This window comes from Methylobacterium aquaticum (genome assembly GCF_001043915.1).
Classification (GTDB): Bacteria; Pseudomonadota; Alphaproteobacteria; order Rhizobiales; family Beijerinckiaceae; genus Methylobacterium; species Methylobacterium aquaticum.
This window is the reverse complement of sequence record NZ_LABX01000108.1, coordinates 1-15789: the sequence shown is the minus strand read 5'-3', so window position 1 is coordinate 15789 and position 15789 is coordinate 1. Positions and strand designations below refer to the sequence as shown.

Here is a 15789-nt window from a genome sequence, read left to right as displayed (position 1 = left end):
CATCAGGGCGAGGCCCTCCCTGGTGGAGAGCGAATATTCGCGCAGCATCGCCTCGACGCCGCCCAGGCCCCCGGTCTCCTGCCGGATGGCGCCGACGAGGTCGCGGGCCAGCGCGTCGACCTTGGCCTCGCGCTCCGCAGGCAGGGCGCCCCGCTCCAGGAAGAGGCGGGCGAGGCCGGGATCGTCGGCGGCGTAGGGCGCGTGGAAGTCCTGGAGCGGGGCGCCCTGCCTGCGGAGCGCGAGGCCAAGGTCGACGCGCTGGCCCGCGACCTCGTCGGCGCCATCCGGCAGGAGACCGGGGGCCTGGGCGGCGTCGAGGCGATGCTGCGCGAATATTCGCTCTCCACCAGGGAGGGCCTCGCCCTGATGGTGCTGGCCGAAGCCCTGCTGCGGGTGCCGGATGCCGCCACCGCCGACCGGCTGATCGAGGACAAGCTGCGCTTCGGCGGGTTCGAGCAGCACGCGACCCGCTCCGATGCCCTGCTGGTGCGCTCCTCGGCCTGGGCCCTCGGCCTCTCGGCCCGGATCATCCAGCCGGGCGACACGCCGGAGGGGATCCTGGCCGGGCTCGCCAAGCGCTTGGGCCTGCCCGCCGTGCGCCAGGCCGCCCGGCAGGCGATGCGGGTGATGGGCGGGCATTTCGTCCTCGGCGAGACGATCGAGGCGGCCCTGAAGCGCTCGGCGAGCGGACAGGGCCGGCTCTACCGCTACTCCTTCGACATGCTCGGCGAGGGCGCCCGCACGGCCGAGGATGCGCGGGCCTATGCGGCCTCCTACTCGGCCGCCATCGAGGCGATCGGCCGGGCCGCCGGCAACAAGCCGCTGCCCGACCGGCCGGGCATCTCGGTCAAGCTCTCGGCGCTCCATCCGCGCTACGAGGCGGTCGGCCGTGATCGGGTGATGGCCGAGCTGGTGCCGGTGCTCCTGACGCTCGCCCAGGCCGCCAGGAGCTACGATCTCAACGTCACGGTCGATGCCGAGGAGGCGGACCGGCTCGAACTCTCCCTCGACGTGATCGCGGCGGTGCTCGGCGATCCGTCGCTCGCCGGGTGGGACGGTTTCGGCCTCGCGGTCCAAGCGTATCAGAAGCGCTGTCTCGCAGTGATCGACCACGTCGCCGATCTCGCCGCCCGCCTCGACCGGCGGCTGATGGTGCGCCTCGTCAAGGGCGCCTATTGGGACACCGAGGTGAAGCGGGCCCAGGAGCGCGGCCTTCCCGATTACCCGGTCTTCACCCGCAAGAGCATGACGGATCTGAGCTATCTGGCGGCGGCCGAGCGGATGCTGGCCCACCGGCCGCGGCTCTTCCCGCAATTTGCCACCCACAACGCGCTCACCGTCGCGGCGATCGTCGAGCGGGCGGGACCGCAAGCCGGCACCTATGAGTTCCAGCGCCTGCACGGCATGGGCGAGGCGCTCTATGCCCGGCTGCTGGCGAGCGTGCCGGGGGCGGCCTGCCGCACCTACGCGCCGGTCGGCAGCCACCGCGAGCTTCTCGCCTATCTGGTGCGACGGTTGCTCGAGAACGGCGCCAATTCCTCCTTCGTCTCGCAGGCCGCCGATCCGGCGGTGCCGGTGCAGAGCCTGCTGCGCCGCCCGGCCGAGAGCGTCGGCAACCCCGACCGCGCCCGGCACGCCAAGTTGCGCCGTCCCGCCGACCTGTTCGCGCCGGAGCGGATCAACTCCGCCGGGGTCGAGTTCGGCGACCGGGCGAGCCTGGAGCGCCTGACGGACGCGGTCGCCGCCGCGCGCGGGCCCGCCGAGGCGGCGCCGGTGATCGACGGCGCGGCGCAAGCCGGCACGGCGCGCGACGGGTTAAGCCCGAGCGATGCCCGCACGATCGTCGGCACCGTCGTCGAGGCGACGCCCGACACCGCTGCCTCCGCGATGCTCGCCGCCCGCAAGGGCGCGCTCGCCTGGGGCAAGGTCCCGGCGGAGCAGCGCGCCGCCGCCCTGGAGCGGGCCGCCGACGCGATGGAAGCCTCGCGCGGGCGGCTGATCCACCTGCTCCAGGCGGAGGCCGGCAAGACCCTGGACGACGCCGTGGCGGAGCTGCGCGAGGCGGTGGATTTCTGCCGCTACTACGCCGCGCAAGGGCGCAGGCTGTTCGGGGCGCCCCAGTCCCTGCCGGGCCCGACCGGCGAGAGCAACCGCCTCAGCTTGCGCAGCCGCGGCGTCTTCGTGGCGATCTCGCCCTGGAACTTCCCGCTCGCCATCTTCGTCGGCCAGGTCGCCGCGGCCCTGATGGCCGGCAACGCCGTGGTGGCGAAACCCGCCGAGCAGACGCCGCTGATCGCGGCCGAGGCCGTGCGCCTGCTGCACCGGGCCGGCATCGCCCCCGGCGCCCTCCATCTCGTGCCGGGCGACGGCGCGGTCGGGGCGGCTTTGGTGGCGCATCGCGACGTGGCCGGCGTGGTCTTCACCGGCTCGACCGAGGTGGCGCGCCACATCAACCGGGCGCTCGCCGCCAAGGACGGCCCGATCGTGCCGCTGATCGCCGAGACCGGCGGCATCAACGCGATGCTGGTCGACGCCACCGCGCTGCCCGAGCAGGTCGCCGACGACGTGGTGACCTCGGCCTTCCGCTCCGCCGGCCAGCGCTGCTCGGCCCTGCGCCTGCTGCTGGTCCAGGAGGATGTGGCCGACACGGTGATCCGGATGGTGGCGGGCGCGGCGCGCGAACTGCGCCTCGGCGATCCGCGCGACCCCGCCACCCATATCGGCCCGGTGATCGATGCCGAGGCCCGCGCCCGCCTCGATCGCCACGGCGCCGCGCTACGCCGCAGCGCCAAGACGCATTACGCCGGCGAGGTGCCGGGCGAGGGCCATTTCGTGGCGCCGCAGATCTACGAGATCGCCGGCCCGGAGGCGCTGACCGAGGAAGTGTTCGGACCGATCCTGCACGTCGCCCGCTTTCACGCCGCCGATCTCGACCGGGTGCTCGATGCGATCGAGGCCAGCGGCTACGGCCTGACCCTCGGCGTGCATTCGCGCATCGATGCGACGGTGGAGCGGGTGGTGTCGCGGCTGTCCACCGGCAACGTCTACGTCAACCGCAACATGATCGGCGCGGTGGTGGGCGTGCAGCCCTTCGGCGGCCACGGCCTGTCGGGGACCGGCCCGAAGGCCGGCGGTCCCCACTACCTCACCCGCTTCGCCACCGAGCAGACCGTGACGATCAACACCGCGGCGGCGGGGGGCGATGCGGCGCTGATCGCCATGGAAGGGTGAGGGCGCGCGGCGCCCCTCGACGGGGCGATCAGGCCGTGTCGGGGATGGCGCCTTCGGCCTTGAGAACCTCGTGCGCGGCCTTGAAGGCTTCGAGGCCGGCCGGGATGCCGCAATAGACGGTGGCGTGGAGCAGGATCTCCTTGATCTCGTCGACGGTGACGCCGTTGGCCAGCGCCCCCTTGACGTGGAGCTTCAGTTCCGCCGGCTTCGACAGGGCGGTCAGCATCGCGAGGTTGAGCATCGAGCGGGTCTTGCGGTCGAGCCCGTCCCGCGTCCACGCATAGCCCCAGCACCATTCCGTGGTGATGCGCTGGAACGCCATCATGAAGTCGTCGGCCTTGGCGAGGCTCGCATCGACGTAATCCGCCCCGAGCACCGCCCGGCGGACCTCCAGGCCCTTCTCGAACTGCTCGCTCTCGGCCATCGCGCCCTCCCTGAAGATCGCTTTTGCCGGGACGGTAGCAGGCTCCGTGGCGGAGCGCGACCGGTGCTGGCGTGGACACTGCAGCGCGGAGCCCGACACGCAGCCCCTTTCGACCAAGGCCGGGCCAGGATGCCGAAAAGGAAACGGGCCTCGCCGAACGGTGAACGGCTCGGCTTGCCGCGCGCGCGGCCTCGCTTCGCAGATTTTATTCCGTCACGGCGCGTGCGCGAGAACACGTCCCGGCGATTTGCAAACGCCTATATTCAAATCATCGCAAATCAGTGAGGCCGATGACGCGGCCTTACCCCAATGACAAGGATCTACACCGAATGAAAAACCGCATCGCCGCCACCTTGACCGCCCTCGCCCTCGTCGCCGCCCCGCTCTCCTCCGCCATGGCCTTCGGCCCGAACACCCCCGCCAACCCGTTCTGGCCGCGCGACGTCGAGACCACCGGCTCGATCGGCGGCCGTGCCAATACCGGTGTGCCGTTCTACGGCGCCTGCCCGATGAGCTCCGCCGCCGAGGGCAACGCCAAGCAGCAGAACTTCCCGGTCAAGCAGTACGGCCAGACTTCCGGCGGCTACCGCTGCTGAGCCGAGCCTCGATGACACCAGCGACGGGAGACGAACGATGAGCCAGACGACGCTTCTGCGGGCCGTGTCCTACGGCATGATCGGTGTGCTCGCCGGTGGCCTCGCCATGACGCTGGTCGGCACCGCCCACGCCCTGATGAGGATGTAACCCACCGAAGGGCCGCCCCAGGGCGGCCCGTCCCGCGTCGGGCAGCCGTCTCGTCCCCGCCACCGTCACCCGAAATACACACCCCCGCCCGAACCGTGAGCATACCCGGAAATCGCCGCAAACTGCCGCCATCTCTCGGGTCCGACGGCGCGAGGCTTTCGTGGGCCCCGGGCCGTGTCGTCCGGCATCTCGGTCGGTCGGCAAGCTTGGCACTTCGTTAAGCAGTCCCTCGCATTCTCGCGCCAACACCTTCGGGAGACCCTCAGCGTGCGCGCTCCGACCTCTTACGGCCTTCCGCGCCTCGGCGCGGGCGCGGCGCTCGTCGCCGCCCTCTTCGTCACCGCAGCGCCCCCGGCCCAGGCGCGCGACAATGTCGGCGCGGCGATCATCGGCGGCGCGGCGGCCGGCGTCCTCGGCGGCGTCGCGGCCGGCGCCATCATGAACGGCATGCAGCCCCCTCCGCCGCCGGTCTACGCCGCGCCGCCGCCGCGCCGGGTCTATGTCGAGGAGCCCGAGCCCGTGTACGTGCGCCCGCGCCGCGGCCCGATCTGCCATTTCGAGCGCCGCAAGGTGTGGCTGGACGACGAATCCTTCACCTACAAGCGCGTCGAGGTCTGCGAGTAATCGCAGACTCATCGCAGACACTTGGCAGATGTTGAGGGGCCGGCACCCGGGGACGGGGCCGGCCCTTCTCATGTCTTCACCCCATCCTTCACCAGGATCCAGTCCTCGATCACCACGGCGTCGAGCCCGGTGGTGGAGAACATCAGAATGGCGTCCTCGGCGGTGTGGAGGATCGGCTTGCCCATCACGTTGAAGCTGGTGTTGAGCAGGATCGGCACGCCGGTCCGCGCCGCGAAGGCGCGGATCAGGGCGGCATAGGCGGGGTTGCGCTCGTCCGTCACGCTCTGGAGCCGGCCGGTGCCGTCCTCGTGCACCACCGCCGGCACTCGGCTCCGCACCTCCGGCCGCCAGACCAGGGTGCGCTCCATGTAGGGACTGTCCTGGTAATCCTCGAACCAGTCCGGCCCGGCCTCGGCCAGGATCGAGGGCGCGAAGGGCCGGAACGCCTCGCGGTACTTCACCTTGGCGTTCAGGATCGCCTTGGCGTCGGCGGGCCGCGGATCGGCCAGGATCGAGCGGTTGCCGAGCGCGCGGGGCCCGAACTCCGCCCGCCCCTGCACCCAGCCGACAAGCCCGCCCGCCGCCAGGATGCCGGCCGCGGCTTGCGTCACCCCGTCATGGCCGACCCGGCGCAGGCGCGGCTCCCAATCGACCATCCGCTCCAGCGGCTCGGTCGAGACGCGCGAGCCGAGATAGGGGCTGGCGAGCACGCCCGGTCCGGTCCAATCGGGGTTGTCCTCCTGGAAGGCGAGCCAGGCGGCGCCGAGCGCATTGCCGTCATCGGCCGGCGCGGAGGGCACGTGCAGGCGCCGGAAGTCACTGCGCCCGAGCAGCTTTCCGTTATAGGACGAGTTCAGCGCGCAGCCGCCGGTGACGACGAGGTTCTCGTGCGGCGCCAGCCGCCACGCCTCGGCGACCAGCACGTCCATCATCTCGGAAAAAATCGCCTGGCCGCAGGCCGAGAGGTCGGCCCAGCCCGCCTCGTGGGCGTCGGCCGGGCGCCGGGCCCGGATCTCGTCCGCCACCGCCTGCACGGTGGCGGCATCCGAGAAGCGCAGGCGGCCATTCTCGATACGGTAGAGCCGACGCAGGAGCGCCATCAGGTCGGGATCCTGCCGGCCATAGGGGGCGAGCCCCATGATCTTCCATTCCTCGCCCTTGGCCTGGTCGAACCCGGCGAGGTCGGTGACGAAGCCGAAGAAGAAGCCGACCGATTCGCGGCCGCGATGGCGCTTCACCTCGATCAGGCGCCCCGCCTCCATCCGGTAGATCGCCGCGGCGCCGGTCTCGCCCATGCCGTCGACGACGAGGCAGGTGGCGTCCCGGAACGGCGAGCCCCACAGGCCGTAGGCCGCATGCGTCAGGTGGTGGGGATAGCGCCGCAACCCCGCGATGGTCGAGCGGCCGCCAGACGCCCTGTCTCCATGGGCCCGGTCGAGGCCGAGCAGCGTGCCGTAGCCGGCCCTCCCTTGCGCGAGCGCCAGCTCGGCGATGAAGGTGCGCTCGGCCCGCTCCGGCACCAGCGAGCGGTTCAGCGCCGGGGAATGCGCGCTCAAGGTGTCAAGCCCGAAGGCGCCGGCCCCGGCCTGGCCGGCGAGGTAGCGGCTGAAGTCGGGGCCCCAGGTGGTGGCGATCACCAGTTCGGAGCCCGGCGGCAGGTGGGCCTTGAGCAGGCCCGCCATGCGGGGTGCCGAGTCGGGTTCGCAATTCGGGGCGCGCTTGTATTGCAGGTAGCGCTCCGTCGCCTCGGCGAAGAGCACCGTGCCGTCCGGCCCGACCAGGGCGAGGGCCGGGTCGTGGAAGGTGGTGGCGAGGCCGAGATAATAGCGCATCGGATCCGTCGATCTGGTCACGCCGCCGCTCTAACAGCGTCGTCCCGCCCTGTCAGGCCGGGGTCCCGCCCGGACCGGCCGGGCAGGAGCGTTGCGCGGGTGCATCGGAGACCGCCTCTCGCTGCGTGATCCCGCCGGATTTCGCCCGCGTCACCAGTCTCGATATGGTAGCCGGGTCATCGGGGTACGGCCCGCCGGGCCGTCGGACCAACACAAGGGCGGCGCTCGCCTCGCGGGGCGGCACGGACAGCTTAAGGTGCGCGACATCCTGACCGCCCTGGCGGGCCTCGTCATCCTGATCCTCGCCGCGGCCCTCGTCGCGCCGCCCTTCATCCCGTGGGAGGCGTACCGCGCGAGCTTCGATGCGGCACTCGGCCGCTCGCTCGGGATCGAGGTGCGGACCGACGGCCGGCTGGAGATCCGCCTGCTGCCCTCGCCGCGCCTGCGGATCGACCATCTGCGACTCGCGACCGGGCGGGACCGCCCCTCCCTCGATGCCCGCTTCGTCAAGGCCGAGATCGCCCTGACGCCGCTTCTCTCCGGCGAGATCCGCTTCACCGAGACCCGGATCGGCCGCGGCGAGGTCACCCTGCCGATGACCGAGGCCGGCAGCCTCGTGCCGGCGCCCGGCCTCGGCGAGGGACTCGACTTTCCGGGGCGGGATCTCGCGGTCGAGGACCTGCGGGTCTCCCAGCTCCTCGTCACCACCCGGGTGGCCGCGACCGGGCGCACCGATCAGGTCTATGCCGAGAACGTCCGGCTCTCGGCGCCGCGCCTCGCCGGCCCCTGGCGGGTGGAAGGCAGCGTCGAGGCGGTGCCGTTCCGCCTCACCACCGGGACGCCCGGGCCCGACGGGACGGTGCCGGTGAAGCTCGGCGCCGGGGGCGACACGGTGCCCCGGCTCGACCTCGACGCCCGGGTGAGCCTGTCGGGCAGCCCGGAGGGCGGCGGGGTGCCGGAGGCGAGCGGCACGGCCCGCCTGGTCGTGGGGCCGCCGGCCCAGGCCGCGGGCAGCGCCCTACCGGTCTCGGTGCAGGGCGGGTTCAAGGCGAAGGGCCGGCTCGCCACCTTCGAGTCCCTGGCCGTCGAGGTGCCGGGCGAGGCGCCCCTGCGCTTCACCGGCCGCGGCAGCCTCGATCTCGCGACGGCCCGGGCGACGATGAGCCTGGAGGCCCGCCGCCTCGATCTCGACAGCTTCCTGATGAGCGCCACAGGCCAGGCCCTCCTCGGCCAGAGCCTGTCGCCCGCCTCCCTGCCCGGCACCCTGGCGCTGGACGTCACGGTCGACAGCCTGACGCTCGCCCGCGAGGACTGGAGCGGCGCGGCCCTCGGCATCGTCCTGCGCCCGTCCGGCGCCGTCACCCTGCGGCGGCTCGCCGGTGCGGCGGCCGGCGGCCTCAGGCTGGCCGTGTCCGGCGACGTGACGCCGAGCGGCGGCTTCTCGGGCCATGCGGCGATCGACGCCCCCGCCTCGGACCGGCTGAGGCGCCTCCTCGACCGGCTCGGCCTCGGCGGGCCGCTGAGCGGGCTCCTCGACGGGCGGCCGTTCTCGGCGGAGGCCGACGTGGCGGCGGCCCTCCCGGTCCTGTCGCTGCGCAACGCCCGGGTGGCGCTCGGGACGGCCAGGATCACCGGCAGCGCCCGCTACAGCCCGGCCGGGCCCGATCTCGCCCGCCCGCGCTTCGACGCCCAGATCGTCGCCGACGGGCTCGACGTGGCCGAACTGCCGCCGATGCGCGGGGCCATCGCGGCGTTGCAGGACCACGATGTCGGCCTGACCCTGCTCGCCCGCGACCTGCGCTACGGCCCGACCGGGACCCGCACCGGCGAGATCGCCGCCAGCCTGCAATCCGAGGGGGCTGCACTCCGCCTCGACAGCCTGGAGGTGCGCGACCTGGCCGGGGCCAAGGCCAGCCTCTCGGGCCGGATCGGCGCCGACGGCGCCGGGCGCATCACCGGGCGGGTGAGCGCCGCGGTCGCCGCCCCGCTGATCGACCTGACCTCACGGACCTTCGTGGACGAGGCGCGGCTGTTGCCGGGCTTCCTGCGCGACGGCCCGGTCGCCCTCGACGTGACGCTGGAGCGGGATCCCGGCGCGGAGGCGGGCCGCCTGCGCGGCCAGGCCCGCGGCACCGCCGCCGGCGGCCGCCTCGCCCTGTCGCTCGCCGCCCGGGCCGGGCGTCTCGACGACCTGGATGCCCGCCTCGACGGGGTCGCCTCCGGCCGCTGGCTCGGCCGGCCTGCCGATGCGGCCCTGGCGATGCCGGCGAACCTGCATCTGGTCGGGCGCCGGCCCGAGGCCGAGGGGCCGCTGAACCTGAGCCTCGATGCCGAGATCGCCGGAGCCGCCATCGCCACCGCCCGGCCTTTGCGTCTGCCGGCCTCGGGCGCGCTCCAGGACGGCGCCCTGACCCTCGCGGCACCCGACCTGCGGCCGGTGGCCGGTCTCTTCGGCAGCGGTCCCGCCCTGCCGGACCCGGTACCGGCGCGGCTGACCCTCGGCTTCGGCGGCGCCGGCGCCGTGCCGCGCCTGACCGTGACCGGCACCCTCGCCGGATCGGCGATCGACGCGACGCTGACCCGGCAGGCCGGTGGAGAGGTCGCCGGCAGCGTCTCGCTCGAACGGCTGTCGCTGCCCTGGCTCGCCGGGACGCTGGTACTGAACCCCGGGGCATCGCCGGTGGCAGCGGAATCCTGGTCCACCGCCCGCTTCGGCCCGCCCCCGGGCCTGCCGGCGAGCGGGCAGGTCGCCATGACGGTGCGGCGGCTCGATCTCGGCCGCGGGCTCGCCGCGGACTGGGCGCGGTTCGATCTCGGGCTCGGGCCCGACGGGCTCGCGGTCCGCAGCTTCGCCGCCGGCCTCGCGGGCGGGCAGCTCGCCGGCAGCGCCACCCTGGCACGCCAGGGCGCCCAGGCGACCTTGTCCGCGGAGGGCAGCCTGACCGCCGCGTCGATTCCCCTCCTGACCGGGGGCGACGCCCTGCGGGGCCAGGTGACGGTGCGGCTGCGCCTCGGTGCGGCGGGGGACAGCCCGGCCGCCCTGGTCGGCAACCTCGCCGGCAGCGGCGGGCTGGAACTCGCCGGGCTGACCCTGCGCGACCTCGACCCGGCGGCGGTGCAGCGCGCCCTGACCCGCCTGCTCGCCGAGGAGGACCCGCTGAGGGCCGGCCGGGTCGAGCGGGTGGTGTCGGAGGAGTTCGACGGCGGGCCGCTTGTGCTGGCCGGGCCCGTCTCGGTGCCGGCCTCGATGGTCGGCGGCATCGTGCGGACCGGCAGCGTCACCCTCGATCTCGGCCCCGCCACCTGGACCGGACTCGTGCAGGTGGATGCGAAGGCGATGCGCCTCGACACCCGCGGCACGCTCACCGCCACGGTGACGCCCCGGGCCTGGACGGCCCCGGCGCCGACCCTGGGCCTCGCCTTGGTGGGCCCCCTGGCCCGGCCGCAGCGCGAACTCGACGTCGTGCCGCTCAGCAACGTGCTGGCGGCGGTGGTTCTCCAGCGCGAGCTGGACAAGATCGAGACCGTCGAGGCCGACCGCAACGAACTCGCCCGCCGCCGCAGCCGCCTGGAGATGGACCGGGCGCGGGCCGTCGAGGATGCCAGGCAGGCGAAGCAGCGGGCGGAGGCGGCGGCCAGGGCGGCGCGGGAAGCCGAGGCGGCACGGGCTGCGGAGGCGGCACGGGCTGCGGAGGTGGCGCGCCAGAAAGCCGAGGAGGAGGAGCGCCGCCAGCGGGCCGGTGCCCCGGAAGCGGAGAGCCCATGACCGAGGCCAGCCAGCGCGCGCCCGATGCGTTCGCAAGGGCGAACGGGCGCGGATCATCGATGATCTTCATGCCCTCCCTCGTGCGCGATTGCCGCCAAGCTCGGTTGCTCGGGCGAGAGGCTGAGGAACTGGGTGCGCCAGTCCGAGCGTGAGCGCAGCACGCCGCTGGAGTAATGGACCGTGCTCCACGTCTACGGCACGGCTGGCGGCGTTGAGATCGTCCGGGCCTGAGCCACCATGACATAACGCCTTTTCTGACTTTATTAACTGCTGACTTGCGCAAATGAGGAAAATTGAATGTCTTTGATCAAGGAACTAACCAGACGAGCGGCGCTGTCAATCCCCTCGATGAGGCAGGTTTTCACGGAACGTGACCGCTTGCGGACTGAACGCGACCAACTCAGAGACGCTTTAGCAAGCGCTGTGTCAGATGTTGATGCAATTAAGCGTGAATTGAAAAAATCTGAAATTGCTTTATCTAAAGCAGACTTATCCCATTCTAATCTCGATTTAGATAATAAAATCAAATATCGCTCTCCATTTTTTGCACCGCCAAAATATGTAAAGGAAAATAGAAGTGTCAATTCGATTTATGTTTTGACCGGATGGAATTTTAACCATCGTAGTAGGAATTTAGGACTTGATACGAGGATGATATCTTCAAATCAATACAATTTTTATTTTTTCGACGAGGGAATAGATCTGGATAGTTTTCCTGCAAGATATCTGAAGGAAAGCGAAATTTTTCCAGTGATTAGCGATGCTGGCCGTCGTCACTTGGCGGAATGGTCATTCTTCTTGACGGAGTATCATAACAAAATTCTTAATTATCCATTCTATACGATATCTTCGCGGTTTTATGAGAAAAATCTAAGAATTTCCGGGTCTTTGGATGACTGCTGGGATCGAATATTTAATGGTCTTGATCGATTTGGGTATGGTTATTTACCTTCATATGATAGAGATTTCGATTTTATTGATATACTCGACTATTTTAATAAGGGGCGCCTCGGCATGACGACCGGCGGATTTGAATTTATAAATGAGCACTTTGGCGTCGATATGCGTTCTGATTATCGTTACGTCAGTGATTATTGGTGTAATTACATAGGATTCAAGAGTCGTGCACATTTTGAAAGATATATGGATTTTTATATGCCGATATTTGATAAAATATTTGACGATAAATTCAACATAAAATGGGATTATGTTGCACAAGGCGTGGTCCGTTCGGATGTGCCATTCAGAGAATTCAAGCCACTTACTCTTATATTGGAGCAAATATCTCATTTATTTTTCTTCAAAAACAAATTGCCCTTCTACGGATTGCACTACAATGCCGATTACGAAGTACGAGAGTGGGAGGGGCGCGCGATCAAGTTAGACATTTAGAGTGTCGAACGGCATCAGAATGGGGTGCATCCGCACGCTCATGGCTGTCACAAACGAGAACCGGTCATTGTTTGCAAAATAGTCAATATATCTGCCTAATTTGCCATCTCCACCTGCTCTCGACTTTGGCCAATTTTCGCGGTTTGGAGGCATGGGCGGGAATGCGGGTGACGAAGCGGACGTGACGGGTAGGCTGGCGCTGCTTCGACCACGAGACACCGTCATGCCGGACCTGCCCGCCCGCTTCGCCTGGCTCATCCTGGCTCCGGGCCGGCGCAGGGTCGCAGCCTGCTGCGCATCATGACCCGATTGCCCTGATGCGTCCGCACGGCTCGGTTCCGTCCACCCCGCCGGCATGGTAGCGAGGCCCCTTCCGCCCTCGAACCCCGCCCGTTCCCGCATGAACCCCATCTTCGCCGACCTGCCGACCACCGTGTTCGAGGTGATGTCGGCGCTCGCCCGCGAGACCGGCGCCGTGAATCTCGGCCAGGGCTTTCCGGACGATCCGGGCCCGGCGGATGTGCGCGCCAAGGCCGCCGAGGCGGTGATGGAGGGCTGGAACCAGTACCCGCCGATGATGGGGCTGCCGGAGCTGCGCCGGGCCGTGGCCCGGCACTATGCCGGCTGGCAGGGGCTCGACCTCGATCCCGACACCGAGGTGATGGTGACCTCGGGCGCCACCGAGGCCCTGGCCGGCGCCCTGATGGCGCTGATCGAGCCCGGCGACGAGGTGGTTCTGTTCGAGCCGATGTACGACGCCTACCTGCCGCTGGTGCGGCGGGCCGGCGGCGTGCCGCGCTTCGTCACCCTGACGCCGCCGCATTTCCGGCTGACCGAAGAGGCGCTCACCGCCGCGTTCTCGCCGCGCACGAAGGTCGTGCTGCTCAACAACCCGCTCAACCCCGCGGCCACGATCGTCCCGGACGAGGACCTGGACCTGCTCGCCGGCTTCTGCCAGCGATTCGACGCCGTGGCGCTCTGCGACGAGGTCTGGGAGCATGTGGTGTTCGACGGGCGCCGCCACCGGCCGCTGATGGCGCTCCCGGGCATGCGCGAGCGCACGGTGAAGGTCGGCTCGGCCGGAAAGATCTTCTCTCTCACCGGCTGGAAGGTCGGCTTCGTGATGGCCGCGCCCGGGCTGATGCGGGGGCTGGCCAAGGCGCACCAGTTCCTCACCTTCACCACCCCGCCAAACCTCCAGGCGGCGGTGGCCTATGGGCTGGGGAAGGACGACGCCTATTTCGAGGGCATGCGGGCGGATTTCGCCCGGGCCCGGGACCGCTTCGCGGGCGGCCTCACGGATCTCGGATTCAGCGTGCTGCCCTCCGCCGGGACCTACTTCCTCAATCTCGACATCGCCCCCTTGGGCGAGAGCGACGACGTCGTCTTCTGCGAGCGGCTGGTGCGGCGGCACGGCGTCGCGGCCATCCCCGTGAGCGCCTTCTACGCGCACCGGCCGGTTCGCACCGTCGTGCGGTTCTGCTTCGCCAAGCGCGACGAAACCCTAGACCGCGCCCTCGACCGCCTGCGCGGCCTCGCGCCGGGGCGTGCGGCCTGATGCGGGGCCTCCTTGTCGGTCCGGGGCGCCGGGGCCACATCCTGGACCATGAGCATCACGCACACGCTCGGGAGCCCCGGGATGACCTCTTCGCAGACGGCCGGCCGCGTTCCGCCCTTCGGGGCGGGGTCCTTCGGCCACGGAGCCGAGTTCCAGGGCGGCGGCTTCAAGGATGGCCGCCCGCCGCAGGACGACCCGTTCGGCTTGCGGGCCAAGGCCGGCCAGGCCATGGCGGGCTCGACGCCCGAGCAGGTGCTGGCGCGGCTGGAACTCCTGGCCCATCTCCTCGACACCGCGATCCTGCTGCCGGGCAACCGGCGCATCGGCCTCGACGCGATCGTCGGGCTGATCCCGGTGATCGGCGACGTGATCACCACGGCGATCTCGTCCTACATCGTCTGGGAGGCGCGACGCCTCGGCGCGCCGCGCTGGCTGATCGCCCGCATGGCGGCGAACGTGGCGATCGACGGCGTGGTCGGGGCGGTGCCGCTGGTGGGCGACCTGTTCGACGCCGCCTTCAAGGCCAACCGCCGCAACGTGCAGCTGCTGCGCCGGCACCTGGAGCGCAGCGGCGGATTGAAGCCCAGCGTGATCGACGTCACCGCCACGCGGCTCGACTGATCGCCGACATCCGGCCGGGGGACGCCGCATGAACCAGCGCCCTCCGACGCCCGAACGCGACGCGATCCCCGTCACCTCCCCGGCGGCAGGCCCGGTGAGCCTGCCGCTCCCGGGGCCCATCGGCACCGGGCGCCTGTCGCCGCTCAACCGGCGGCGGCTCGCGAACTTCAAGGCGAATCGCCGCGGCTATGGGTCGTTCGTGCTGTTCTGCCTGCTGTTCGTCGCGAGCCTCTTCGCCGAGTTCATCGCCAACGACCGGCCGATCGTCGCCTCCTACAAGGGCGAGATCCTGTTCCCGATCGTGGTCGATTACCCGGAGGAGAAATTCGGCGGTTTCCTCGCCCGCACCGATTACCGTGATCCGGTAATCGCCAAGGAACTCGCCGAGCACGGCTGGGCGATCTGGCCGCCGATCCGCTTCTCCTACGACACCCACAACCTCGACCTGCCGGTGCCGGCCCCCGCCCCACCGACCTGGCTCCTCACGGACGCCCAGTGCAAGGCCGTGGCGGCGAAGACCGGCGGCACGACCTGCCGCGACATCGAGTGGAATTGGCTCGGCACCGACGACCAGGGCCGCGACGTGGTCGCCCGCCTGCTCTACGGCTTCCGACTCTCGGTGCTGTTCGGCCTCACCCTGGCCCTGGTCTCCTCGGTGATCGGGGTGCTGGCCGGGGCGGTGCAGGGCTATTTCGGCGGCTGGGTCGATCTGGTGTTCCAGCGGGTGATCGAGATCTGGACCGCGATCCCGTCGCTCTACCTCCTCATCATCATCTCGTCGATCATCACGCCGAGCTTCTTCGTGCTGCTCGGCATCCTGCTGCTGTTCTCCTGGGTGTCGCTGGTCGGGGTGGTGCGGGCGGAATTTCTGCGCGCGCGCAACTTCGAATACGTGCGGGCCGCCCGGGCGCTCGGGCTCTCCAACGCCCGCATCATGTTCCGCCACCTCCTGCCCAACGCCATGGTGGCGACGCTGACCTTCCTGCCCTTCGTGCTGAACGGCTCGATCACGACGCTCACCTCTCTCGACTTCCTCGGCTTCGGCCTGCCCCCCGGCTCGCCGTCGCTCGGCGAGATGCTGGCGCAGGGCAAGGCCAATCTCCAGGCGCCGTGGCTCGGGCTGACCGGCTTTGCGGTGATCGCCGTGACGCTGAGCCTGCTGATCTTCGCCGGGGAAGCGGTGCGGGACGCCTTCGATCCGCGGAAGACGTTCCGGTGAGGGGCGTTTGCGGGCGGAGTCAGTCTGTCCGCAGCACCCGTTGACAGACGCCACGCTGTCCGGGGTTGCAGGTCAAAGACGAAGCGCGGGCTGCCCTCTCCCTGCGGGCGGGGAGAGGGGCCCATTCGAGGCTCCTTCGTATATCGATCCGGGCGGGATGATACCAACGGTCGAAAGAAAACGACCTTTGGTTCCGTTCTCCAATTGTCGCTCAGCCTTTGGCTTAGTATCGAAAATTTGAGATGGCTCCATCGGCCCGATGCGTCAACATCTTGGCGTCAGAGTCCGTTAGGAAAGAGTTAACTCATAGTGATTGATGCGAGCATCCGCCCGATTGATGCAAAAAGCATCGCACCAGCCGAGACGTGGAGCAACGTT

General features: G+C 69.8%; 10 protein-coding genes and 1 pseudogene. 8 read left to right on the top strand and 3 right to left on the bottom strand.

All coding sequences use genetic code 11. From position 1 onward, the window contains the following. Positions 1-207, bottom strand: a pseudogene (locus VP06_RS39000) (hypothetical protein); the annotation flags it as partial. On the opposite strand from VP06_RS39000, the gene putA reads away from it, so the two are divergent. Next, positions 181-3231, top strand: a complete 3051-nt coding sequence (putA, locus tag VP06_RS14885) for a bifunctional proline dehydrogenase/L-glutamate gamma-semialdehyde dehydrogenase PutA (RefSeq protein ID WP_048464566.1) — start codon at positions 181-183, stop codon at positions 3229-3231. The pseudogene VP06_RS39000 and the gene putA overlap by 27 nt on opposite strands. A gap of 28 nt (positions 3232-3259) precedes the next feature. Here the strand turns inward: putA and VP06_RS14880 are convergent, their stop codons facing one another. Next, entirely contained in the window at positions 3260-3655 is a 396-nt protein-coding gene (locus VP06_RS14880) for a carboxymuconolactone decarboxylase family protein (RefSeq protein WP_048464564.1), read from the bottom strand. A 329-nt stretch (positions 3656-3984) separates the two neighbouring features. Here VP06_RS14880 and VP06_RS14875 point away from each other — a divergent pair, with 329 nt between their 5' ends. Both VP06_RS14875 and VP06_RS14870 read left to right on the top strand, forming a co-directional pair. Further along, on the top strand, positions 3985-4251 hold the full coding sequence (locus tag VP06_RS14875; RefSeq protein ID WP_048464563.1) for a hypothetical protein: 267 nt from the start codon (positions 3985-3987) through the stop codon (positions 4249-4251). A gap of 415 nt (positions 4252-4666) precedes the next feature. Beyond that, positions 4667-5023 (top strand): hypothetical protein, encoded by a 357-nt coding sequence (locus VP06_RS14870; RefSeq protein ID WP_048464562.1) that lies wholly within the window; start codon positions 4667-4669, stop codon positions 5021-5023. Positions 5024-5091: 68 nt separating this feature from the next. On the opposite strand, the gene VP06_RS14865 is transcribed toward VP06_RS14870, so the two are convergent. Next, positions 5092-6855: a carbamoyltransferase family protein gene (locus VP06_RS14865; protein ID WP_048464561.1), complete on the bottom strand. Its 1764-nt coding sequence runs from the start codon at positions 6853-6855 to the stop codon at positions 5092-5094. 256 nt (positions 6856-7111) lie between these two features. Here VP06_RS14865 and VP06_RS14860 point away from each other — a divergent pair, with 256 nt between their 5' ends. The 5 genes from VP06_RS14860 (at position 7112) to VP06_RS14845 (ending at position 15411) form a co-directional block, all read left to right on the top strand. Beyond that, positions 7112-10621, top strand: coding sequence for a hypothetical protein (locus tag VP06_RS14860; RefSeq protein WP_048464560.1), 3510 nt, complete (start codon positions 7112-7114; stop codon positions 10619-10621). Positions 10622-10918: 297 nt separating this feature from the next. Further along, positions 10919-12013, top strand: a complete 1095-nt coding sequence (locus VP06_RS36375) for a hypothetical protein (protein ID WP_156295623.1) — start codon at positions 10919-10921, stop codon at positions 12011-12013. A 400-nt stretch (positions 12014-12413) separates the two neighbouring features. Then, positions 12414-13571, top strand: a complete 1158-nt coding sequence (locus tag VP06_RS14855) for an aminotransferase (RefSeq protein ID WP_048464559.1) — start codon at positions 12414-12416, stop codon at positions 13569-13571. A 228-nt stretch (positions 13572-13799) separates the two neighbouring features. Then, entirely contained in the window at positions 13800-14192 is a 393-nt protein-coding gene (locus tag VP06_RS14850; protein ID WP_082167403.1) for a DUF4112 domain-containing protein, read from the top strand. A 28-nt stretch (positions 14193-14220) separates the two neighbouring features. After that, positions 14221-15411 (top strand): ABC transporter permease, encoded by a 1191-nt coding sequence (locus VP06_RS14845; protein WP_048464558.1) that lies wholly within the window; start codon positions 14221-14223, stop codon positions 15409-15411. The last annotated feature ends 378 nt before the right edge of the window (positions 15412-15789 follow it).

Coding starts and splice junctions, on each gene's coding strand:
- VP06_RS14880 (WP_048464564.1), bottom strand. CDS start 3,655: ATGGCCGAGAGCGAGCAGTTCGAGAAGGGCCTGGAGGTCCGCCGGGCG.
- VP06_RS14875 (WP_048464563.1), top strand. CDS start 3,985: ATGAAAAACCGCATCGCCGCCACCTTGACCGCCCTCGCCCTCGTCGCC.
- VP06_RS14865 (WP_048464561.1), bottom strand. CDS start 6,855: ATGCGCTATTATCTCGGCCTCGCCACCACCTTCCACGACCCGGCCCTC.
- VP06_RS36375 (WP_156295623.1), top strand. CDS start 10,919: ATGTCTTTGATCAAGGAACTAACCAGACGAGCGGCGCTGTCAATCCCC.
- VP06_RS14855 (WP_048464559.1), top strand. CDS start 12,414: ATGAACCCCATCTTCGCCGACCTGCCGACCACCGTGTTCGAGGTGATG.
- VP06_RS14850 (WP_082167403.1), top strand. CDS start 13,800: ATGGCGGGCTCGACGCCCGAGCAGGTGCTGGCGCGGCTGGAACTCCTG.
- VP06_RS14845 (WP_048464558.1), top strand. CDS start 14,221: ATGAACCAGCGCCCTCCGACGCCCGAACGCGACGCGATCCCCGTCACC.